At 74.9% G+C, this 20,720-nt stretch carries 18 protein-coding genes; 9 read left to right on the top strand and 9 right to left on the bottom strand.

The genetic code is table 11. The features are described 5' to 3' along the window. Positions 1–53 precede the first annotated feature (53 nt). The 3 genes from ACGBYP_RS12720 to ACGBYP_RS12710 all read left to right on the top strand — a co-directional run bounded on the left by ACGBYP_RS12720 (position 54) and on the right by ACGBYP_RS12710 (position 3,056). A complete protein-coding gene (locus ACGBYP_RS12720; protein ID WP_411584578.1) occupies positions 54–827 on the top strand; it encodes an ABC transporter ATP-binding protein in 774 nt (257 codons plus the stop codon). A gap of 38 nt (positions 828–865) precedes the next feature. Then, positions 866–1,738 carry an ABC transporter permease gene (locus ACGBYP_RS12715; RefSeq protein ID WP_411584576.1) on the top strand — a complete coding sequence of 291 codons (873 nt, stop codon included), beginning with the start codon at positions 866–868 and terminating at the stop codon, positions 1,736–1,738. A 148-nt stretch (positions 1,739–1,886) separates the two neighbouring features. Further along, complete coding sequence (locus tag ACGBYP_RS12710; RefSeq protein ID WP_411584574.1) at positions 1,887–3,056, top strand: ABC transporter substrate-binding protein; 1,170 nt, start codon at positions 1,887–1,889, stop codon at positions 3,054–3,056. A gap of 53 nt (positions 3,057–3,109) precedes the next feature. On the opposite strand, the gene ACGBYP_RS12705 is transcribed toward ACGBYP_RS12710, so the two are convergent. Genes ACGBYP_RS12705 through ACGBYP_RS12695 form a run of 3 tightly spaced genes read right to left on the bottom strand, consistent with a single transcriptional unit; the run spans position 3,110 to position 6,220 of the window. Further along, complete coding sequence (locus tag ACGBYP_RS12705) at positions 3,110–4,477, bottom strand: amidohydrolase family protein (RefSeq protein WP_411584572.1); 1,368 nt, start codon at positions 4,475–4,477, stop codon at positions 3,110–3,112. Between the two features lie 40 nt (positions 4,478–4,517). Next, entirely contained in the window at positions 4,518–4,925 is a 408-nt protein-coding gene (locus ACGBYP_RS12700) for a VOC family protein (protein ID WP_411584570.1), read from the bottom strand. Next, complete coding sequence (locus ACGBYP_RS12695) at positions 4,922–6,220, bottom strand: amidohydrolase family protein (protein ID WP_411584568.1); 1,299 nt, start codon at positions 6,218–6,220, stop codon at positions 4,922–4,924. The genes ACGBYP_RS12700 and ACGBYP_RS12695 overlap by 4 nt, the downstream gene beginning before the upstream one ends. A gap of 93 nt (positions 6,221–6,313) precedes the next feature. Between ACGBYP_RS12695 and ACGBYP_RS12690 the strand changes: the two genes are divergently transcribed. Continuing rightward, the gene (locus tag ACGBYP_RS12690; RefSeq protein ID WP_411584566.1) at positions 6,314–7,096 is read left to right on the top strand and encodes a creatininase family protein; all 783 of its coding nucleotides are present in this window, start codon (positions 6,314–6,316) and stop codon (positions 7,094–7,096) included. Between the two features lie 121 nt (positions 7,097–7,217). On the opposite strand, the gene ACGBYP_RS12685 is transcribed toward ACGBYP_RS12690, so the two are convergent. Then, complete coding sequence (locus ACGBYP_RS12685; protein WP_411584564.1) at positions 7,218–8,597, bottom strand: FAD-binding oxidoreductase; 1,380 nt, start codon at positions 8,595–8,597, stop codon at positions 7,218–7,220. Between the two features lie 80 nt (positions 8,598–8,677). Further along, entirely contained in the window at positions 8,678–9,943 is a 1,266-nt protein-coding gene (locus ACGBYP_RS12680; protein ID WP_411584562.1) for an FAD-binding protein, read from the bottom strand. Between the two features lie 108 nt (positions 9,944–10,051). On the opposite strand from ACGBYP_RS12680, the gene ACGBYP_RS12675 reads away from it, so the two are divergent. Both ACGBYP_RS12675 and ACGBYP_RS12670 read left to right on the top strand, forming a co-directional pair. Beyond that, the gene (locus tag ACGBYP_RS12675; RefSeq protein ID WP_411584560.1) at positions 10,052–11,080 is read left to right on the top strand and encodes an Atu2307/SP_0267 family LLM class monooxygenase; all 1,029 of its coding nucleotides are present in this window, start codon (positions 10,052–10,054) and stop codon (positions 11,078–11,080) included. An 89-nt stretch (positions 11,081–11,169) separates the two neighbouring features. Next, positions 11,170–12,948 (top strand): FAD-dependent oxidoreductase, encoded by a 1,779-nt coding sequence (locus ACGBYP_RS12670; RefSeq protein WP_411584558.1) that lies wholly within the window; start codon positions 11,170–11,172, stop codon positions 12,946–12,948. Between the two features lie 4 nt (positions 12,949–12,952). Here ACGBYP_RS12670 and ACGBYP_RS12665 read toward each other — a convergent pair whose 3' ends face one another. Then, positions 12,953–13,453: a hypothetical protein gene (locus tag ACGBYP_RS12665; protein ID WP_411584556.1), complete on the bottom strand. Its 501-nt coding sequence runs from the start codon at positions 13,451–13,453 to the stop codon at positions 12,953–12,955. A gap of 82 nt (positions 13,454–13,535) precedes the next feature. Here ACGBYP_RS12665 and ACGBYP_RS12660 point away from each other — a divergent pair, with 82 nt between their 5' ends. Continuing rightward, complete coding sequence (locus ACGBYP_RS12660) at positions 13,536–15,146, top strand: HNH endonuclease signature motif containing protein (RefSeq protein ID WP_411584555.1); 1,611 nt, start codon at positions 13,536–13,538, stop codon at positions 15,144–15,146. Positions 15,147–15,293: 147 nt separating this feature from the next. Here ACGBYP_RS12660 and ACGBYP_RS12655 read toward each other — a convergent pair whose 3' ends face one another. The 3 genes from ACGBYP_RS12655 to ACGBYP_RS12645 all read right to left on the bottom strand — a co-directional run bounded on the left by ACGBYP_RS12655 (position 15,294) and on the right by ACGBYP_RS12645 (position 17,384). Continuing rightward, a complete protein-coding gene (locus ACGBYP_RS12655) occupies positions 15,294–16,826 on the bottom strand; it encodes an ATP-dependent DNA ligase (protein ID WP_411584553.1) in 1,533 nt (510 codons plus the stop codon). Between the two features lie 45 nt (positions 16,827–16,871). Further along, positions 16,872–17,093 (bottom strand): hypothetical protein, encoded by a 222-nt coding sequence (locus ACGBYP_RS12650; RefSeq protein WP_411584551.1) that lies wholly within the window; start codon positions 17,091–17,093, stop codon positions 16,872–16,874. A 138-nt stretch (positions 17,094–17,231) separates the two neighbouring features. After that, complete coding sequence (locus tag ACGBYP_RS12645) at positions 17,232–17,384, bottom strand: hypothetical protein (protein ID WP_411584549.1); 153 nt, start codon at positions 17,382–17,384, stop codon at positions 17,232–17,234. A 129-nt stretch (positions 17,385–17,513) separates the two neighbouring features. On the opposite strand from ACGBYP_RS12645, the gene ACGBYP_RS12640 reads away from it, so the two are divergent. Further along, positions 17,514–18,392, top strand: coding sequence for an LLM class flavin-dependent oxidoreductase (locus ACGBYP_RS12640; protein WP_411584548.1), 879 nt, complete (start codon positions 17,514–17,516; stop codon positions 18,390–18,392). Between the two features lie 145 nt (positions 18,393–18,537). Beyond that, positions 18,538–20,652, top strand: coding sequence for a SpoIIE family protein phosphatase (locus ACGBYP_RS12635; protein WP_411584547.1), 2,115 nt, complete (start codon positions 18,538–18,540; stop codon positions 20,650–20,652). Positions 20,653–20,720 lie beyond the last annotated feature (68 nt).

The following is a 20,720-nucleotide window of genomic DNA, read 5'->3' as shown; positions in this document are numbered from 1 at the left end:
CGGCCACCCAGGGTGGCACCTGACCGCAACCGATCCCACCCTCGGAGCTGCCCGTGAGCGCACCAGCGCCCAGCGTCCCCGCGGCCGGCACCGGCACCCGCGTCCTGCACTTCCGGGACGTCGCCAAGGCCTTCCCCGACGGCACCGTCGCCCTCGAGGGCGTCGACCTCGACGTCCACCGCGGTGAGTTCGTCACCGTGGTCGGCCCCTCGGGCTGCGGCAAGAGCACCCTGCTGCGGATCGCCTCGGGGCTGTCGCCGGCCACCTTCGGCACCGCCGAGATGGACGCGCAGCGCATCGGCTACGTGTTCCAGGACGCCACCCTGCTGCCCTGGCGCACGGTGCTCAAGAACGTGCAGCTGCTCGCCGAGCTGCACGGGATGAGCAAGACCGCCACCAACCAGGCCGCCCGCGACGCCCTGGAGCTGGTCGGCCTGAAGGGGCAGGAGAAGAAGCTGCCCCGGGCGCTGTCCGGCGGCATGCGGATGCGCGCCTCCCTGGCCCGCTCGCTCACCCTCGATCCCGACCTCTTCCTCTTCGACGAGCCGTTCGGCGCGCTCGACGAGATCACCCGCGAGCGCCTCAACGACGAGCTCATCCGGCTCTTCCACGCCAAGGGCTTCGGCGCGCTGTTCATCACCCACTCGGTCAGCGAGGCCGTCTACCTGTCCACGAAGGTGCTGGTGATGAGCGGCCGCCCCGGTCACGTCGTCGACACCTTCGAGGTCCCCTTCGGCGCCGACCGGACGCCGGAGCTGCGGTTCACCCCGGAGTTCGCGGCACTGTCCGGCCAGGTCTCCCACGCGCTGCGGGCAGGCCACTCGTGAGCGCCCCGGCCCGCACCCGCGCCACCGAGGAGCCGCCCGTGACCACCACCCTGCCCGACGCCCCGCCCGCCGCCGCACCGGCCGCCGGCACCGGCGGGACGGCGCCGCTGGTGCGTCGCCGCCGCGGCGCCGGCGTCACCCGGTGGGCCGCTCCGCTCGCGGTGTTCGCCGCGCTGATCGGCGCCTGGTACGCGATCACCTACCTGGTCCTGGACCCCGCGCGCCGGTTCCTCATGCCGCCGCCGCAGGACGTCCTCGCCGCCTTCACCGACGGCCCCACCGTGGAGCGGATCGGCGAGGCGCTGGCCCAGACCGTCAAGGTCACCTTCACCGGCCTGGCGATCGCCATCGTCATCGGGCTGGCCTGGGCGGTCCTGATGAGCCAGGCCAAGGTCGCCGAGCGCTCGCTGTTCCCCTACGCGGTGGCGCTGCAGTGCATCCCGATCCTCGCGCTGGTGCCGCTGATCGCCTTCTGGTTCGGCTACGGCTTCGGCGCCCGGGTCATCGTCTGCGTGCTCATCTCGCTGTTCCCGATCGTGTCGAACACGCTGTTCGGGCTGCAGTCGGTCGACCGGGGCATGCACGAGCTGTTCGACCTGCACGGCGCGAGCCGGCTGACCCGGCTGGTGAAGCTGCAGCTGCCCGCCGCCATGCCGGCCGTCTTCGCCGGCTTCCGCATCTCCGCCGGGCTGTCGGTGGTCGGCGCGATCGTCGGCGACGTCTTCTTCAAGCAGGGCCAGGCCGGGCTCGGGATCGTGCTGGACAACTTCCGCAACCGCATCCAGGGCGCGGAGCTCTTCGCCACCATCCTCGTCGCCGCCGCCCTCGGGTTCGCCGTCTTCGCGCTCTTCGGCTGGCTGGGCAGGCTCGCCGTCGGCCGCTGGTACGACCAGAGCCGCGACGCCGCCTGAAGGACCTCCCTGCCCCCCACCACTCGCACGCTCGCGGCGGGCCCCTGCAGGGCGGCCGTCCCCGATCTGCACCAGCCGACTGCCGCCCGGCAGCGCGGCCGGTGCCGCACACCCCCGCACCACCCACCGCCCCACCCAAGGAGACCGAGTGCGCAGGATCCGCACCACGATCGGCCTCGCGGCCGTGAGCATGTCCGTCCTCAGCCTGGCCGCCTGCGGCGGCGAGGAGGCTCCCGCCGCCGTCGCGGCCCCGGCAGCCGAGGCCGGCGGCACCGACCTGGCGGCGGCCGGCTGCCCCTCGACCGTGGTCATCCAGACCGACTGGAACCCCGAGGCCGAGCACGGCGGCATCTACCAGCTGCTCGGCCCCGACCCGGAGATCGACGCCGGCTCGAAGTCGGTGCGCGGCAACCTGGTCGACAGCGAAGGTGCGAGCACCGGCGTCCAGGTCGAGATCCGCTCGGGCGGGCCGGCCATCGGCTTCCAGGCCGTGACCGCGCAGATGTACACCGACGACGCGATCACCCTGGGGTACGTCGACACCGACGAGGCGATCCAGCTCTCAGCCACCCAGCCGACCGTCGGCGTGCTGGCCCAGCTCGACAAGTCGCCGCAGATGATCATGTGGGACCCGGCCACGCACCCCGACGTGAAGACGATCGCCGACCTCGGCAAGACCGACACGATCGTCCGGTACTTCGAGGGCTCGGCGTACATGGACTACCTGGTCGGTGCGGGGGTGCTCAAGGAGAGCCAGCTCGACGGCGGCTACGACGGCACCCCGGCGGCCTTCGTCGCCTCCGGTGGCGCCGACGCCCAGCAGGGCTATGCCAGCGCCGAGCCGTTCATCTACGAGAACGAGGTCGACGCCTGGGGCAAGCCGGTGGAGTACCAGCTCATCCACGACGCCGGCTTCCAGGTCTACGCCTCGTCGCTGTCGGTGCGCGGGGACAAGGTCGAGGAGCTGTCGGGCTGCCTCGAGGCGCTCGTCCCGGTCATGCAGCAGGCCGACCTCGACTACGTGGCCGACCCCGCCGCCGCCAACGCGCTGATCGTCGAGCTGGTGACCGAGTACGACACCGGCTGGCAGTACTCCGAGGCCGTCGCCGACTACTCGGCGCAGACCATGTCGGAGCTGGAGATCGTCGGCAACGGCACCGACGGCACGCACGGGTCCTTCGACACCGCCCGGCTGCAGACGCTCATCGAGCAGACGACGCCGATCTTCACCGAGCAGGGCACCGCACCCAAGGCGGGCCTGACCCCCGAGGACATCGCCACCAACGAGTTCCTCGACACCTCCATCGCCCTCAACTGACGCTCGACCGTCCGCTGCGCCGGCGACCCGCACGGGTCGCCGGCGCAGTGCTGTCAGCGGCCGTCGACGTCCCGGCGGAGGCGGGCCATCCGCTCGTGCAGCTGGCCGGAGACCTCGCCGGCGGCCGGGTCGGTCAGGCGGGAGCCGGCCGCGACCAGCCGGCCACCGACCCGCACCTGCGCCAGGTTGCGCAGCGAGCAGGCCAGCACGTAGGTGCCGACCGCGTCCCAGACCGGTCCGGTGTCGGGCTCGCGCGGGTCGACCACCAGGAAGTCGGCGTAGCGCCCGACCCGCAGGCTGCCCACCCGGTCGTCGATGCCGAGCACCTCCGCCGACCCGCGGGTGTGCAGCTCCAGCACGTCGCGCACCGGCAGCGCGGCGGGGTCGCGGTGGGTGGCCCGCTGCAGCGCCAGGCCGGTCCGCATGTTGCTGAACGGGTCGCTCACGTCGGTGCAGGACTGGTCGTCCAGCCCCATCCCCACCCGCATGCCCAGCTCGCGCATCCGGGGGACGGCGGCCACCCCGGACGCCAGCCGGCCGTTGCTCATCGGCTGCCAGCTCATGCCGCAGCCGGCCGCGGCGGCCCGGCCGATGATCTCGTCGGTGGTCTGGATGAAGTGCCCGAACACCAGGTCCGGGCCGAGCGCACCGGCGTCGGCGTACCAGTCGAACTTCGACCGCTGCAGCTCCACCTCGTGCGGCGTCTCCAGGAAGTGCGGCTGGTTGAGCAGCCCGTGCCGGCGCATCGCGGTCACCTCCAGCGCCGCGGCGTCCCGGCTGTCGGCCCACTGCACGGTGCCGCTGAGCGCCAGCCCCAGGTGCAGGTCCGGGTCGGCGGTCGCCGCCGCGGCGACCACCTCGTCCAGCTGGGCCAGGGTGTCGGCCTGGGGGACGTTGCCCTGGGCGAGCATCACGCTGTGCACGTGCCGCAGCCCGGCGTCGACCTTGGCCCGCAGCTGGGCGTGCTGGTAGGCGGTCTCGGGCAGCGTCGCGCCGTAGCGGGAGACCCCGGCGGACTCCTTCTCGAACGTCAGCCCGGTGTCGGTGAAGTCGTAGGCGGTGGTGACGCCGTTGCGGAGGAAGTCCTGCGCCCCGTGCCGGGTCATCCAGTAGACGTCCTCGGCCCTCGCGGCGGCGGTGTAGCCGAGCATCACCTCCAGCCACCCGTACAGCGACTCGTCCTTGGCGATGCCGCGGAACCCGGAGGTGAACAGGTGGCTGTGCGCCGACACGAAGCCGGGCCCCACCAGCGCGCCGTCCACGTCGAGCACCTCGTCGGCGTCCGTCCCGGCCGGCGGGTCGCCGGCCTCGACCGCGGCGATCCGGCCGGTGTGGTCCACGGTGAACCAGCCGCTGAACGGCTCGGGGCGGGCAGGGTCGCAGGTCAGCAGGACGGCGTTGCGCACGAGGAGGCGGGTCACGGCCCGACGGTGCCGGGACGACGTTGCCGCTCGGTTGCGGTCAGGTTCCCGGCATGTCCGGGGAGCCGGGGGCGTAGCTGATCAGCTGCAGCTGGTGCCCGGCCGCCTCGCGCACCAGCGACGACCGGGCCCGCGCCGCCGGGATCTCGAAGGGCGGGCGCACCTCGGTGCAGCCGGCGGCCAGCAGCGCGGCGTGCGCGGCGTCGACGTCGGTCACCCGGTAGCCGACGTGGTCCAGCGCGCCGGTGCGCTCGGCGACCTCCATCAGCTCGAGCTTGGTGCCGGCCGGGTCGGCGAGCATCACGATGCGCCGGCCGGTCACCACGTGGGTGCCCCAGCGCAGGACCCGGAAGCCGAGCACGTCGACGAGGAAGGTCACCCGGGCGTCGACGTCGGCCTCCTCGGTGCCGACGTGGTCGAGCACGGCGCCGGCCAGCGGCCCGTTCACCGCCGCCGCCCCAGCAGGCCGGTGAGCCGGGCGACGACGTCGCCCTCGGGCACGGTCTGCAGCACCCCGTCGCGGACGACGACGCGGCCGCCGACGACGACGTGCCGGGGACGCCGGCCCGGCGATGCCCACAGCAGCCCGGCCACCGGGTCGGCCACGCCCGTGTCGGCGACGCCGGTGACGTCCCAGCAGACCAGGTCGGCCCGCGCGCCCATGGTCAGCCGGCCCAGGTCGGCGCGGCCCAGCCCGTCGGCCGAGCCGCGGGTCGCCCAGCCGAGCACCTCGCGGGCGGCGACCGGGCGCCCGGCCAGCGGGGCGACCTGCAGCGCGAGCCGGGCGTCGGCGAGCAGGTGCCCGGCGTCGTTGGAGCCGCCGCCGGACGTGCCGAGCCCGACCGGGACGCCGGCGTCGGCCAGCGCGGCCATCGGCGCCACGCCCCAGCCCATCGGCAGGTCGCAGCCCGGCGCGTGGGTGGCGGTGACCCCGGCGGCGGCCAGCCGGGCGACCTCGGCGGGGGTGACCGCGCACAGGTGGGCCAGCGTGACGTCGGGGGCGAGCCAGCCCCACTCGTCGAGCAGCTCCAGCGGCCGGCGGCCGTACCGCTCGGCGGCGATGACCACGTCGACCTGCTCGTTGGCCTGGGTGCGCCGCCGCAGCCCGCGGCGGGTGGCCACCTCGCCCAGCAGCGCGAAGGTCTCCGGGGCGTCGCTGTGCACCCCGGCCGGGCCGACGGCGACCTGCAGCGCGCCGTCGCCGGTGACCCCGCCGTGCGGGACCAGCGCGGCGGCGATCGCGTCGGCGGAGGCAGCCGCGGACTGCGGGTCGTCGCGGGCAGAGCCGCGCACGAACACCAGCCGGGCGCCCAGCTCGCGGGCCGCGGTGGCGGTGGCGGTGGCGATGCCGACGCCGTCGTCCGGGAGGTCGGTGGGCCAGGTGAGGTGGTGGTCGGCCACCGTGGTGACCCCGCACAGCAGCGCCTCGGCGAGCCCCGCCGACGCCGCGGCGTGCGCCAGCTCGGCGTCCACCCCGACGGCGGCGTAGGCGGCGGCCATGGTCGGCAGCCACTGCGCCATCGGGACGCCGCGGGTGCCCGGCAGCGTGCGGAAGGCGGTCTGCAGCAGGTGGTGGTGCGCGTTGACCAGGCCCGGGGTGACCACGCAACCGGTGGCGTCCAGCACCTCGACGTCCGGGCCGGCGGTCGTCGTGACCAGGCCGTCGTCGCCGCAGACGACGTCCGCGTCGGGCAGCTCCGCCTCGCCGGTCACGACCACCCGGGCACTGCGCACGATCAGCACGCCGCGAGCCTGGCAGTGCTGTGTTCCGGGCAGGTGTCGCCCGGCACGCGGCCGTCACGTGGGCGCAACGCCGGCTGCCTAGCGTCGGCGACCGTGACCACCCGACTCCTCACCGACCTGTCCGCACCGGCCCTGGTCGAGGCCCTCGGCCCGGACAGCGTGGTCGTGTTGCCGGTCGGCGCCATCGAGCAGCACGGCCCGCACCTGCCGGTGGCCACCGACCTGATCACCGCGGCCTCGATCGCCGAGCGGGCGGTCGCGCAGTTCGGCGACGAGCTGGACCTGTGGCTGCTGCCTCCGCTGGCCTACACGAAGTCCAACGAGCACGCCTGGTCGGCGGGCACCTTCTGGCTGTCGGCGGCCACGCTCACCGCGGTGCTGCACGACCTGGGCCGCAGCCTCGCGCGCACCCCGGCCCGGCGGCTGGTGTTCCTCAACGGCCACGGCGGCAACTCCGCGCTGCTGCAGGTCGCCGCCCGCGACATCCGGCTGGAGACCGGGCTGCGGACCTTCACCGTGCACCCGCGCCCGCCGGCCGACCAGGGCGGGCAGAGCCCGGCGGGGGAGCTGGGCATGGGCGTGCACGGCGGCATGGACGAGACGTCGCTGATGCTGCACCTGCGCCCCGAGCTGGTCGACATGAGCCAGGCCGACCGCTGGGTTCCCGAGCACCTGGACGCCTACCGGCACGTGCGCTTCGGCGGCTCGGTGAGCTTCGGCTGGTCGTCCGACGACTTCGGCCCGGCCGGCGTGATCGGCGACGCGTCGGGGGCGACCGCCGAGTACGGCGAGCAGCGGGCCGCCGGCATGGTCACCTACCTCGGCGAGGCGCTGGCCGAGGTCGCCCGCTTCGACCCGCGCCCGCCGACGGCCTGACGCTGGCGCGGGTCGACCCGCGCCGGCTGACGTCGAGCCGCGCCATGGCACGGCTCGACGTCGGCTCAGGCGGGTTGACCCGGGTCGGACGGGGTTGACCCGGCGCGGACGACGGCCGCGGTCAGCGGGTGGCGGCGCGGGCGCTGGGCGGGGTGAGACCGCGGGAGGTGAAGAAGCTGTCGCCGAGCTTGCCGGGGTTGAGCAGTCCGTACGGGTCGCTGCTGGTCTTGAGCGCCACGACCTGCGCGGTGTCGCCGACGAAGCCGCCCTCCTCGACGACGTAGCTGTGCGGGTTGAGCACCGTCATGCCCAGCGCGCGGCAGAACGCGATGAGCTCCTCCAGCGCCTGCTCGTGGTCGGGCAGCCCCACCAACGGCGTGATGCCCATCGGGCGGGTGCGGCCGGCGGAGGTGATCACCTCGATGTGCTGCAGGAACACACCCGGGTAGCGGTCCCGCAGCGCGGCGACCTGGTCCAGGAACGCCGTCCGGTCGCTGGCGTACTCGCACTGCAGCCAGGACGACGCGGGCTCGGCCTTGCGCGACCACAGGATGGAGTGGCTGAACGGGAACTGGCTGATGTGCGGCTTCACCGTCCACTCGATCACCCGGCCACCGGCGGCGGTCGCCGCGGCGGTCAGCGCGGGCAGCTGGGCGGTGTCGGCCCACAGCAGGGCGACGTCCTCGCCCGGCCCGTAGAGCGAGGTGATCGGGGTGAGCATCGCCGCGCCGGCCGCCTCGTGCACCGAGCACAGCCGCACGTGCAGGTCCCCCGACACCAGGTCGTGGGCGAAACCGGCCAGGGCGGCGAGGTCGGGGAAGGCCACCACCACCGGCGTGTAGTCGCGCGCCGGCACGAGGCGGAACTCGATCCGGGTCAGGACGCCGATGGTGCCGTAGGTGTGCAGCACGGGTCGGACGTCGTCGCCCTCGAGCCGGACGGTGCGCGGGGTCTCCTCGACGGTGAGCAGCTCGACGGCCAGCACGTTGTCGTCCCACAGGTCGCCGTGCGCAGCCCCCCCGATCCCGCCCGAGCCGCCGGAGACGAACCCCGAGGCGGTGGAGATGCGGTAGGTGCTCGGCATGACGGCCAGCTCCTGGCCGGTCGCCCGCGCCGCGGCCTCGGCGTCCTTCATGACCGTGCCGGGCAGGACGGCGATCCGCCCCTCGGTGACGGCCAGCACCCCGGCGACGTCCCGGACGTCGATGACGACGCCGGACTGCAGCGGCAGCGACTGCCCGTAGTTGCCGGTGCCGGCTCCGCGCAGGGTCACCGGGACGCGCAGCCCGGCCGCGGCGGCCACGCACGCGCGCAGCTGGTCGACGGACCCCGGGCGCAGCACCGCGTCGACGGTGGTGTCGGCCAGCGCGTTCTCCAGGACCGGGGAGTACCAGGAGAAGTCGCGCAGCCAGGCGCTGGCCGCCGGGCCGCCGGGGATCACCCGCTCGGCGCCCAGGATCCCGGAGAAGACGGCGGGTGGGGTCAGGTCCGTGACGCTCATGGCCGGCAGCCTGCCCGCGGGACGTCTCAGCGAGGGGACGGCGGCGTTCTGGTCGTGTTACCGCCGTCCCCTCCCGTGCCTCAGCCCAGGACGTTGCGCTCCAGCCAGGTGTTGCGGAAGGCGCCGCGGGGGTCCATCCGCTGGACCAGGGAGACGAAGTCGCCGTGGTGGGCGTAGCGCGGGGCGAGGGTGGCGGCGTCGGCCAGGAAGACCTTGCCCCAGTGCGGACGGGCGCCCAGCGGCAGCAGCGCACCCTCCAGGTCGACCAGCAGGTGCTCGACGGCGGGCTGGTCCTGCACCCAGGTGAAGTGGAAGGCCACCGAGTCCACGCCCTGCGCGGTGCTCATCCAGAGGTCGTCGGCGGCGATGGTGCGGATCTCGCAGGTCTGCAGCAGCGGCCGGATGGCCGGGCCGAGCCGCAGCAGCGCCTGCAGCCCGGCGACGGCCTGGCTGCGGGGGAGCAGGTACTCGGTCTGGATCTCGTCGCCGTTGCTGGGGGTGAAGCCCATCCGGAAGTGCGGCAGCCGGTCCGACCACAGGCCCTCGGCGCCCAGCTGCGGGGTGGCCGGCGTCGGGTCGATGCCCGGGATGGGATGCCGCTCGCCGTCGGCGGGACGGGCGCCGAACATCTCCTCCGGAGCGGCGGGGCCGTCGGTGCGCGACTTGACCCAGACCATGTCGACGTCGCCGCCGAAGAGGGTGAACAGGCTGACGCTGTACCCGGCCGAGACGATCTCCTCGAAGTTGTCGAACAGCGCGTCCCAGGGCAGGTGGTCGAACACCCGCTGGGCGACGGAGAACTCGGGCTCGACGTCGAGGGCGACCCGGGTGAGCACGCCGAGGGCGCCCATGCCGACGACCATGCCGGCGAAGTCGGCGTCCCCGCGGGTGGCGCGCACGACCTCGCCGTCGGAGGTCACCAGCTCCAGCCCGCTGACGGCGCCGGCGAGGTTGCGGTTGCCCACCCCCGAGCCGTGCGTGGCGGTGGCCACGGCGCCGGCGACGGAGATGTGCGGCAGCGACGCGAGGTTGTGCAGGGCCAGGCCCTCCCGGTGCAGCACCTCGGTGAGCTCGCCGTAGCGCATGCCGGCGTCGAGGGTGACCGTGCGGCGGTCGGGGGAGACGACGACGGTGGCCGGGTCGGTCATGTCCTCGAGCGAGATGAGCTCGGCCGAGTCGGAGACGCCGTTGAAGGAGTGCCGGGAACCGAGCACGTGCACCCGCGGGGTGCGCGCCACCAGCTCCTGGAGCTGGGCCAGCGACTCCGGCCGGTGCAGCTCCGTCGCGCCGTAGCGGTAGTTGCCCGCCCAGTTGATGCCTGCCCAGTGCACTGCCAGTTCGGTCACCACGCCAGTGTCCTCCGTCTCCGGGACGCGGGGCATGGATGGCGTGTCGACCTGGTTGACTGGTTGAACGTTTGACGGAATCGACCGCGCGCCCACCTGGAGGAACCCGTGCACATCGGCGTCGACAGCTTCGTCTCGGCCGTGACCGACCCGGCCACCGAGCGGCTCATCGGGCCCGAGGAGCGGATGGAGCACCTGCTCGAGGAGATCGCCCTGGCCGACGAGTCCGGGCTCTACTCCTTCGGCATCGGTGAGCACCACCGTCCCGAGTACTACGACTCCGCGCCCGCGGTCATCCTCGCTGCCGCGGCGGCCCGGACGTCGCGGATCCGGCTGGGCAGCGCGGTCACCGTGCTGTCCGCCGCGGACCCGGTGCGGGTGTTCCAGGAGTTCGCCACCCTGGACCTGATCAGCAAGGGCCGCATCGACCTGGTGGTCGGGCGCGGGTCGTTCACCGAGGCCTTCCCGCTCTTCGGGCTGTCGCTCGGCGACTACGACACCCTCTTCACCGAGAAGCTGGACCTGCTGCTGAAGATCCGTGACTCCGAGCGGGTCACCTGGTCCGGCCGGCACCGCCCGACGCTGACCGGCCAGGGCGTCTACCCGCGCCCGCTGCAGGACCCGCTGCCCATCTGGGTCGGTGTCGGAGGCAGCCCCGAGTCCTTCGCCCGCGCCGGGCTGCTCGGCCTGCCGCTGATGGTGGCGATCATCGGCGGCGAGCCCCGCCAGTTCGCCCCGCTGATCGACCTCTACCGCCGGGCCGGTGCCCAGGCCGGGCACGCGCCGGAGGAGCTGCAGGTCGGGCTGCACGTGTTCGGCTTCGTCGCCGACAGCAGCCAGGCCGCGGCCGACACCATCTACCCGGGCTGGCACGAGATGTTCACCAAGGTCAGCCGGGAGCGCGGGTTCGCCGCCCCGTCGCGGGCGCAGTTCGACGCCACCAGCGGGCCGAACGGCGCCTTCTTCATGGGCGACCCGGACTCGGTGGCCGAGAAGCTGGTGCGCATCTCCGGTCAGCTGGGCGGGGTCGACCGGATCTCGCTGCAGATGACCAACCCGCGGCTGGCGCACGCCGACCTGCTGCGCGGCATCGAGCTGCTCGGCACCGAGGTCGCCCCCCGCGTCGCCGGCGCCTGACCCGCTCGGCCGGCCGGTGCTGTGACCCTTGACACAGCACCGGCCGGCCGCGAGCCTCGCCCCGACACCGCCACGGGATCGGGGAGCAGATGACCGCAGCAGGCAGCCAGCAGCCGTCCACCGTGGAGGTCGACGTCCTCGTCGTCGGCTCCGGACCGGCCGGGGCGGCGGCCGCGCTGTTCCTGGCCAGCTACGGCACCGGCGTCCTCGTGGTCACCCGGTACGGCCGGCTGTCGGACACCCCGCGGGCGCACATCACCAACCAGCGCACGATGGAGGCGCTGCGGGACATGGGCGTCGAGGAGACGCTGCTGGCGCTGGCCACGCCGTGGGAGCTGATGGGCAACACCACGTTCTGCACGAGCCTGGTGGGTGAGGAGCTCGGGCGGATCCCCTCCTGGGGCACCGACACGGTGCGGCACGCCGACTACGAGCTGGCCAGCCCCTGCACGATGCTCGACGCCCCGCAGACGATCACCGAGCCGGTCCTGGTGAAGGCCGCCCAGGACCGCGGCGCCAAGGTCCGCTTCGACACCGAGTACCTGCGGCACACCCAGGACGACCAGGGCGTCACCACCACGCTGCGCGACCGGCTGACCGGCGTCGAGTACCTCGTCCGGTCGCGGTACCTGGTCGGCGCCGACGGTGCCCGCAGCCGGGTGGCCGCCGACCTCGACCTGCCCTTCGAGGGGCCCGGCGCGGTGGCCGGGGCGATGAGCATCGTCTTCGAGGCCGACCTCACCCACCTGGTCGCGCACCGGCCCTCGGTCCTCTACTGGATGCTCCAGCCCGGTGCGGAGAAGGAGGGTGTCGGGCTCGGCGTCCTGCGGATGATCAAGCCCTGGACCGAGTGGATGCTCATGTGGGGCTACGAGGTCGCCGCCGGCCCGCCGGAGTTCACCGACGCCGCGGTGCGCGAGCTGGCCGTCGCGCTGGTCGGCACCGAGGACTTCGAGATGACGGTGAGGTCCGCGTCCCCGTGGACGGTCAACCACCACTTCGCGACGACGATCGCCCGCGGCCGGGTGTTCTGCGCCGGCGACGCCGTGCACCGGCACCCGCCGACCAACGGCCTGGGCTCGAACACCTCGATCCAGGACGCCTACAACCTGGCCTGGAAGATCGCCGCCGTCGTCGCCGGCACCGCCGCCCCGTCGCTGCTGGACAGCTACGACGCCGAGCGCGCACCGATCGCCCGGCAGGTGGTCGAGCGGGCCAACCAGAGCATCGCCGACACCGGCCGCATCCTCAGCGCGCTCGACCTCACCGACACCACCGACGTCGCTGCCCTCGACCGGCAGCTCGCGCTGCGCAAGGCGCCCGGACCGGCGGGGGAGGAGGTGCGCGCCGCGCTGCGCGAGGCGATCGCCTACAAGGCGCACGAGTTCGACGCGCACGGCGTGGAGCACAACCAGCGGTACGCCTCGGGCGCCGTCGTCCCGGACGGGACGCCGATGCCCGAGTACCGCCGCGACCCCGAGCTCTACGCCCAGCCCACCACCTGGCCCGGGGCGAAGCTGCCGCACACCTGGGTCACGCGGGCCGGGCACCGGGTGTCGACGCTGGACCTGGTCGGGCACGGCGCGTTCAGCGTGGTCACCGGCGTGGGCGGTGAGGACTGGTCGGCCGCGGCGCGGTCGGTGGGGGAGGAGCTGGGGCTCACCCTCACCGAGGTGCCGATCGGGCCCGGGCTGCCCTACGACGACCCGTACGGCACCTGGGCGGAGCTGCGCGAGATCGGCGACGCCGGGGTGCTGCTCGTGCGGCCCGACTGCTACGTCGCCGCCCGGCACGCCGGTCCTCCGGCCTCGGCCGAGCAGGCGCGCGAGTGGGTGCGGGCGAGCCTGGGCGCGGTGCTCGGCCGCTGAGGTCTCAGCCGAGCCGGACGACGCGGGCGGCGAGGTCGCGCAGGTCGTCGAGCTGCAGCACGGTCGTGGCCTCGGCCAGTCCCGCCTGCGGCCAGGCGACGGTGAGCTGGAGACGGCCGTCGGGCGGCAGCCGCCCGACCCGGTAGAGGGTGTCGGAGTCGTAGGAGTCCGGCCCGCCCGACGAACGCGAGGTCCCCGGGTCGACCGTGCGCTCCTCGCCGTCGACGGCGACGGTCACCAGCGGCCCCGACCAGGGGTCGCTGCCCGCAGTCCCCGCTGCCGGCCGGTCGGCGGAGCGCCAGCGCTGCCGGTCGCGGGCGGCCGCCTCGGCCTGCACACCGTCGGCGTGCACCACCATCGACAGGTACAGGGCGTCGGGGTGGGCGACGACGTGCCGCAGCGCCGCGATGATGCCGGGCGAACGGGCCAGGACGACGGGTCCGTGGACGACGACCCCGAGCTCGTCGCGGGGGATCATCGCCGGTGGCCAGCGGAGCCGGGGCATGACCGCATCCTGCTCCGAAGTCGCTGCTCAGGGAGCCTTTCCCGTCGCCAGAACTGTCGTACCCCCTGGCTAGCGTGGGGGCATGTTCGGAGGCGGGTACGGGGTGGGGCTGACGGTCGTCGACCGCGCCGAGTCCCTGCCCGCCTGGGCGCCACCTCCGCCGGGGGTGACGCGGCGCCGTACGCGCTTGTCGGAGGTGCTGGCGCCGGAGTCGTGTTCCGAGGAGGAGCTGGTGCGGGAGATGCGTGCGGTCGCCGACGGCCGGGCGCAGCTGGCCGCGTACGAGGCGGTGCTGGTGGCCGAGCTCGCTGCCCGCCGCCCGGCGCAGACCGACCTGACCGACGACCAGCCCGGGCACAGCGTCGAGGGTTGGGGCCCGGCCCGCGTGGCAGTAGGAGTGAGCGAGTTCCTCGTCGACGAGCTGGCGTTGCTGAAGGGCATCTCACTGGGCGCGGCGACGGGGTTGGCGGAGCGGTCGCTGGCGCTGGTGCGGGAGCTGCCTGCGACGTGGGCGGCGCTGGCCGACGGGCTGGTCGACCAGCCGCGGGCGAACGCGATCGTGCGGGCGCTGGCCGGTCAGTCGCAGTCCGCCGGTGGCCCGGTGGAGCCGGCGGTGGTGGCCGAGGTGGAGGCGCAGGCGCTGGCGTGGGCGCGGGCGGGGGAGACCCCGGTCCGCCTGCGCGAGCGGACGGCGGCGGCGCTGATCGCGCTGGATGCCGCGGCGGCGGACCGGCGGCGGAAGAGGGCCGAGCGGGTGGCGGACGTGCGGGTGCGCTCGGTCGGCAACGGCATGTCGGAGTTGATCGTCGAGCTGCCCACCCCGGTCGCGGCCGCGTGCCGGGAGACCGTCGACACGTACGCGCGGATGGCCAAGGACGACGGTGACGAGCGGCCGATCGGGCAGCTGCGCACCTGCGTCACTGCCGACCTGGTCCTGCGGCCATGGGACGCCACCCGCCCGACGGTGACCGCGCACCTGCAGGTCATCGCGCCCCTCCCGGTCCTGGGTGGGCGCCCGGCCGAGCCTGATGAGGCGGAGTCGGCGCGGGTGCCGACCGACGAGGACGCCGCGTCGGTCGACGGGGCGCCGATCACCCACCAGCAGCTCCGCGACCTGCTCGCACAGCTCGACTCCCTCTGCCCCGGCGGTCTGCAGGCACCCACGGGCGGGTCGCTGGACATCTCGCTGGTCGACCCGGTCACCGGCGCCCTGCGGGCGACCGTCACCCGACCGGAGCTGGAGCGCCTGGTCCGCCGCGGCTGCCCCGACCACCCGGACGGCGCGTGCAGCTGCCCGCTGGCGGACCGGCCACCACCGGTCGACCGGTACACCCCGACACCCGCGCAGCGCCGGTTCCTGCACGCCCGGGACCGCACCTGCCGCCATCCCGGCTGCCGCCGCCCCGCCGCGCGCACCGACCTCGACCACGTCCAATCCCACGCCGACGGCGGAGCCACCGACTGCGCCAATCTCTGCTGCCTGTGCCGTCGGCACCACCGGCTCAAGACCCACGCCCCCGGCTGGCGGTTCACCATGACCGCCGACGGAGTCCTGTCGGTGACCACCCCGAGCGGGGTCACCCGCACCACCCGGCCCCCGGGTCTGCAGGTGCTCGGTCGGGAGCGGCGGACGAGCTCGCACCTGGTCTTGAGCGGGGCCCCACCTGACGTGGACGACCTCCCGCCCTTCTGAGGACCCCCCGACACGTCGACATGTCGCCATGTCCCGACGTCACTCGACGGATGTCGGTGCGGCGAGGAGTCGACCCGTCGCTGAGGTGACGAGTCGACACGTCCACAAGTCGTCAGTCGGGCCCCGACCCCGTCGGACCCACCCGGCTCAGCTGCCGACGAGCAGGGCCCTGACCGCGGTGAGGTCGTCCGCCGAGGCGGCGTCCTTGTCCGGGCGGTAGCGCAGCACCCGCGCGAACCGCAGCGCCACCCCGCCCGGGTAGCGGCTGCTCCGCTGGGCGCCGTCCAGCGCGATCTCCACGACCAGCTCCGGGCGCAGCAGCACGCCCCACTCGTGGCTCTCCCGCGCCAACCCGGGGAAGGTCGCGGTCTGCCACTCCAGCAGCTCGTCGGTCATGCCCTTGAACGTCTTGCCGACCATCACCGGCGCGCCGCCGTCGGGGTCGCGGGCGCCCAGGTGGATGTTCGACAGCCGCCCCGACCGGCGCCCGTAGCCCCACTCCGCACCCAGCACGACGAGGTCCAGGGTGTGCACCGGCTTGACCTTCTGCCAGGACTTCCCGCGCCGGCCGGCGGCGTACGGCGCATCCAGCGCCTTGACCACCACGCCCTCGTGCCCGGCCGACAGGGCGTCGTCCAGCAGCTGCGCGGCCTGCTCGGGGGTGGGGGAGCGGACGCCGGGCATCCGCAGCGGCGCCTGCTCGTCGCCGGCCAGCAGCCCGGCGAGCGCGTCCAGCCGGGTCGCCAGCGGCTCGTCGAGCAGGTCGCGGCCGTCGAGGTGCAGCAGGTCGAAGAAGAACGGGCTCAGCAGCACGCCGGCGTCCGCGGCATCGCTGCCGAAGCGGCTCATCGTGTCCTGGAAGGCCCGCGGGCGGCCGTCGTCGTCCAGGGCGAGGGTCTCCCCGTCGAGCACGGCCGTGGCGCACGGCAGCGCCCGCACCCGCTCGGCCAGCTCCGGGACGCCGTCGGTGACCTCGCGCAGCGTGCGCGTCCACACCCGGACGACGTCGCCGTCCTTGTGCACCTGGATCCGCGCACCGTCGAGCTTGGCCTCCACCGTGACGTCGTCGCCCAGGTCGGCCAGTGCGGCGTCCAGCGACGAGCCCGGGCTGGCGAGCATCGGCCGCACCGGGCGGCCGACCTCGAGACGCACCGCCTCCAACGCGGCCACCCCGCCGGTCAGCGCGGTCGCCGCGGTCACCGGCAACCGGCCGGAGAGCATGAACGCCCGGCGCACCACCGCCGCCGGCACGTCGGCCGCCAGCGCCACCGCGTCGAGCACCACGCCCTCGAGCGCGCCCTGCCGCAGCTCGCCGGTGAGCAGCCGCCCCAGGAAGCGCTGCTCGTCGGCCGTGGCCGCCGACATCAGCGCCGCGACCGCGGCCTCCCGCCGTGCGGCGGAGCCGGGCCCGGAGGTGCCGGCCAGCTCGGTCAGCGCCGCGTCGACCGCGGCGGCGGTGAGCCCGGGCGCCTCGGCCGCCGGGTGCGAGGTCGCGGTGAGGCTGCGCCAGCCGACGCCGAGGCGGCCCTGCCGGAGCTCACCGACCAGCCAGCCGGTGACCGGCTCGACCTCCCCGGGCTCCGCGCGGCGCAGCAGGTCGCCGATCAGCCCTGCCTTCGCCGTCCGGGAGCGGGTGGCGGCGACGGCGGCCGACGCGGCGACGACCTCGGCGAGCAGCACGCGGCCATGTTCCCAGCCGCCGGCCGGCGGCGCCGCCGGCCGGCGTCAGAGCGGACCGTGACCGCCGGCGACGACGTTGGTGACCGCCATCCAGCCGAAGACCACCAGCAGGACGAGCACCTCCAGCGCGTACAGCTGCCAGCGGCCGTCGGCGATCTGCTGCCGGAAGCCCAGTTCGTGCTGCTTGCCGTCGCCCCGGTCGCGGACGGCGGGGGAGCGGTCGTCGTCGCCCCGGACGCCGGGGAGGTGGTCGTGCACGGTGGCCATGTCGTGCTCCAGGAGGTCGAGCCCCGGTCGGGGTGGTCGAGCACCCGGCTGTGCTCACGCGGGTGGTCCGGGGGGTTCCCGGCCGGGCGGCGTTCTACTCGCGTTTCTCCCGACGGCCGGCGTCCTCCTCGTGACGCCTCAGAGCAGCCGGTCGAGGTCGTCGGGGCCGGGGCCCGTGCCGCCCTTGTCGACCAGCGGGGACTCCTCGGGGACGTCGTCCGGCGGCGGCTCGGCCGCGACCGGACCGGCGGCGTACAGGGTGCTGGGGTCCTTCGGGTCCATCTCGGGCATCCGCCTGGCCTACCCGGGCGCGTGCCGGGGAACCCCGGACGCCGCCGGGCCGGTGGGCGACACTGTGCCCGTGGACCGCTCCGACGCCCGCCGCCCCGCCCGCGACCGCGCCGCTGCGCAGGCCGGCCGATGACCCCCGCGCTGTCGGCGGTGGTGCTGCCCGACCGCCACCCGGTGTCGACCTTCCTCGCCGACGTGCAGGAGGCCGAGCGGGCCGGGGTCCGCGCGGTGTGGACCTACGACCACCTCACCTGGCCGCTGCTGGCCGACAACCCCTGGTACGGCGCGGTGCCGCTGCTGGCCGCGGCCGCGGTGGTCACCGAGCGGGTCCGGCTGGGCACCCAGGTCGCCTCGCCGAACTTCCGCCACCCGGTGCCCTTCGCCAAGGAGCTGATGACCCTCGACCAGCTCAGCGGCGGCCGGATCGAGGTCGGCGTCGGCGTGGGCACCGAGGGCCCGGACGCTCTCGTGCTCGGCGAGCCCCCGCGCAGCCGCCGTGAGCGGGCCGACCGCTTCGGCGAGTGGCTCGGGCTGCTCGACCGGCTGCTGCGCGAGCCGGTGACCACCGCGCACGGGCAGTTCTACGACGCCGTCGACGCCCACCAGCTGCCCGGCTGCGTGCAGCGGCCGCGGCTGCCGTTCACCGTCGCCGCCACCGGGCCCAAGGCGCTGCGGCTGGCCGCCCGGCACGGTCAGGGGTGGGTCACCTACGGCCCGTTCGGCGCCGCCGTCGAGCCCGAGGAGTGGTTCACCGCGGTGGCCGACCAGTCCGCGCGGCTGACCGAGGCGCTGGCCGAGGAGGGGCGCGCGGCCGGCGACGTCCGGCGCACCGTGCAGTTCGGCCTGGAGATGTACTGGCCGTTCGAGAGCGCCGGGCGCTACGCCGACACCCTCGGCCGGCTGGCCGAGGCCGGGGTCACCGAGGTCAGCGTGCACTGGCCCCGGCCCGACGGCCGCGGTCTGCCGCCCGCGGCGCTGCCGGTGGTCGCCGCGGCGCACGGGCTGTGAGGGTGACCGGCGCCACGTAGCACCCGTCACGCCCGGGCGTCGTTGTGCGCGGCCGGTCCGAGCGGGCAGGATGTTGCGGCTGCCGGACCGTGCACCGGTGCACGGCTGGACCGAGTGGCCGGGTGCGCCGGTGGGAGAGGCGGACGTGATCGACCCCGGAGAACCGCGGCCCCTCGACGACCGCGAGGCCGAGCGCCTCCGCGGCGAGCTGGCCGTCGCCGCGGCCGGCATCGGCACCTTCGACTGGGACCTGGTCACCGGCCGGCTCGACTGGGACGACCGGCTGATCGAGCTGTTCGGGTACTCGGTCGACACCTTCGACCACGCCATCACCGGCTTCAACGACCGGTTGCACCCCGACGACCTCGAGCGGGTCACCGCGGCCCTGCGGACGGCGGTCGACACCTGCGGTGACTTCGCCGCCCTCTACCGCGTCGTCCTGCCCGGCGGGGAGACCCGCTGGGTGTCCGCCCGCGGGCGCCCGCTGTGCGACGCCGACGGGACGGCGGTGCGGCTGCTCGGCGTCGCCTACGACGTCACCGAGCAGCGGGACGCCGAGCAGGCGGTGACCCGGGTCCTGGAGGCGATGCCCGCCGGCTTCTACTCCCTGGACCGGGAGTGGCGCTTCACCCACGTCAACGCGGCCGGCGAGCAGGTCCTGCAGCGCGGGCGCGACGAGCTGCTCGGCCGGGTCATCTGGGACGAGTTCCCGGCCGCCGCGGACTCGGTGTTCGAGGAGGGCTACCGGCGCGCCGTGGACACCGGGGAGCCGGTGATGTTCGAGGCCTACTACCCGCCGCCGCTGGACGGCTGGTACGAGATCCGCGCCGCGCCCAGCCCCGACGGGCTGTCGGTCTACTTCCTCGACGTCACCGCCCGGCGACGGGAGCAGGAGCTGGCCGAGCAGGCCGCGGCCCGGCTGCAGCTGCTCGGCGCGGTCACCGAGCAGCTGACCGGCACCATGGAGGCCGAGCAGGCGGTCGCGCTGCTGGCCCAGCTGGTCGTGCCCACCCTCGCCGACTGGTGCATCGTGACCCTCGTCGACCCCGACGGCCGGCGCGGCATCCGGGACGTCGGCTGGTGGCACCGCGACGAGGGGCAGCGGCCGCTGGTCGCCGACTACGCGCGGCTGCGCATCCCGGCGCTGCGCGACTCCGCGTTCGTGCACCGCGCGCTGGCCACCGGGCGGCCCGTCGTGATCGGGCACGGCGCGGCCACCGCCGTCCAGGGCGTGCTGACGCCCGGGAAGGCGCACGAGCTGATCGGCCGGCTCGCCCCGGAGTCGATCGTGGTGCTGCCGCTGCGGGGCCGCGGCCGCACGGTCGGCCTGCTCACCCTCTTCAACGGGTCCGAGCGCGGTGCGATCAGCGCCGCGGACCTCGCCACGGCCGGGGAGGTGGCCTCCCGCGCCGGGCTCGCGCTGGACAACGCCCGGCTCTACGGGCAGCAGGTGGCGCTGGCCGAGCAGCTGCAGCGCAGCTTCCTCACCGCGCCGCCCGAGCCCGACCACGCCGAGATCGTGGTGCGCTACCTGCCGGCCACCGAGGCCGCGGCCATCGGCGGCGACTGGTACGACGCCTTCCTCCAGTCCGACGGCGCCACCACCCTGGTCATCGGTGACGTCGTCGGCCACGACATCGCGGCCGCGGCCACCATGGGCCAGCTCCGCAGCCTGCTGCGCGGCATCGCCACCTCCCACGACGACGCCGGCCCCGCCGACGTCCTGCGCATGCTCGACGTCTCGATGGAGCTGCTCCAGCTCGACACCCTGGCCACCGCGGCGCTGGCCCGGTTCGAGCAGGACGCCGACGAGCGCGAGCGCGCCGTCACCCGGATGCGCTGGTCGAGCGCCGGCCACCTGCCGCCGGTCATCGTCGACCCCGACGGCACGGTGACCGTGCTGGGGCGGTGGGACCACGCCGACCTGCTGCTGGGGGTCGACCCGCGGGCCGCGCGCACCGAGACGGTGGTCACCCTCGACCGCGGGGTCACCGTGCTGCTGTTCACCGACGGGCTCGTCGAGCGCCGCGACTCCGACCTCGACCAGGGCGTGGCCCGGCTGCAGGCGGCGCTGGCCGACATCGGCGACCGACCGCTGCAGGAGGTGTGCGACCTGGTCATCGAGCGGCTGGTCGACGGGCGGCCCGACGACGACGTCGCGCTGGTCGCCGTGCGGCTGCACCGGCAGGACCGGCCGCGTCCCGCCGAGGCCGGTCCGCGGCGGCTCCCGGGCTCCGTCCCGGACGAGCCCGGCGACTGAGCCGGCGGCCGCGAACACACCTTCGAGGGAAGGTCAACCACCGGCTGGCTTGATCTTGCGCTGAGGCG

The sequence above is a fragment of the Modestobacter sp. SSW1-42 genome, assembly GCF_046635825.1.
Lineage (GTDB): Bacteria > Actinomycetota > Actinomycetes > Mycobacteriales > Geodermatophilaceae > Modestobacter.
The sequence above is the reverse complement of the archived record's forward strand: the minus strand, read 5'-3'. Positions and strand labels throughout refer to the sequence as shown.

Excerpts from the sequence above, each read along its gene's own strand:
- ACGBYP_RS12650 (WP_411584551.1), bottom strand. The coding sequence starts at position 17,093 with ATGGCCACCGTGCACGACCACCTCCCCGGCGTCCGGGGCGACGACGAC.
- ACGBYP_RS12640 (WP_411584548.1), top strand. The coding sequence starts at position 17,514 with ATGACCCCCGCGCTGTCGGCGGTGGTGCTGCCCGACCGCCACCCGGTG.
- ACGBYP_RS12645 (WP_411584549.1), bottom strand. The coding sequence starts at position 17,384 with ATGCCCGAGATGGACCCGAAGGACCCCAGCACCCTGTACGCCGCCGGT.
- ACGBYP_RS12660 (WP_411584555.1), top strand. The coding sequence starts at position 13,536 with ATGTTCGGAGGCGGGTACGGGGTGGGGCTGACGGTCGTCGACCGCGCC.
- ACGBYP_RS12665 (WP_411584556.1), bottom strand. The coding sequence starts at position 13,453 with ATGCCCCGGCTCCGCTGGCCACCGGCGATGATCCCCCGCGACGAGCTC.
- ACGBYP_RS12670 (WP_411584558.1), top strand. The coding sequence starts at position 11,170 with ATGACCGCAGCAGGCAGCCAGCAGCCGTCCACCGTGGAGGTCGACGTC.
- ACGBYP_RS12685 (WP_411584564.1), bottom strand. The coding sequence starts at position 8,597 with ATGAGCGTCACGGACCTGACCCCACCCGCCGTCTTCTCCGGGATCCTG.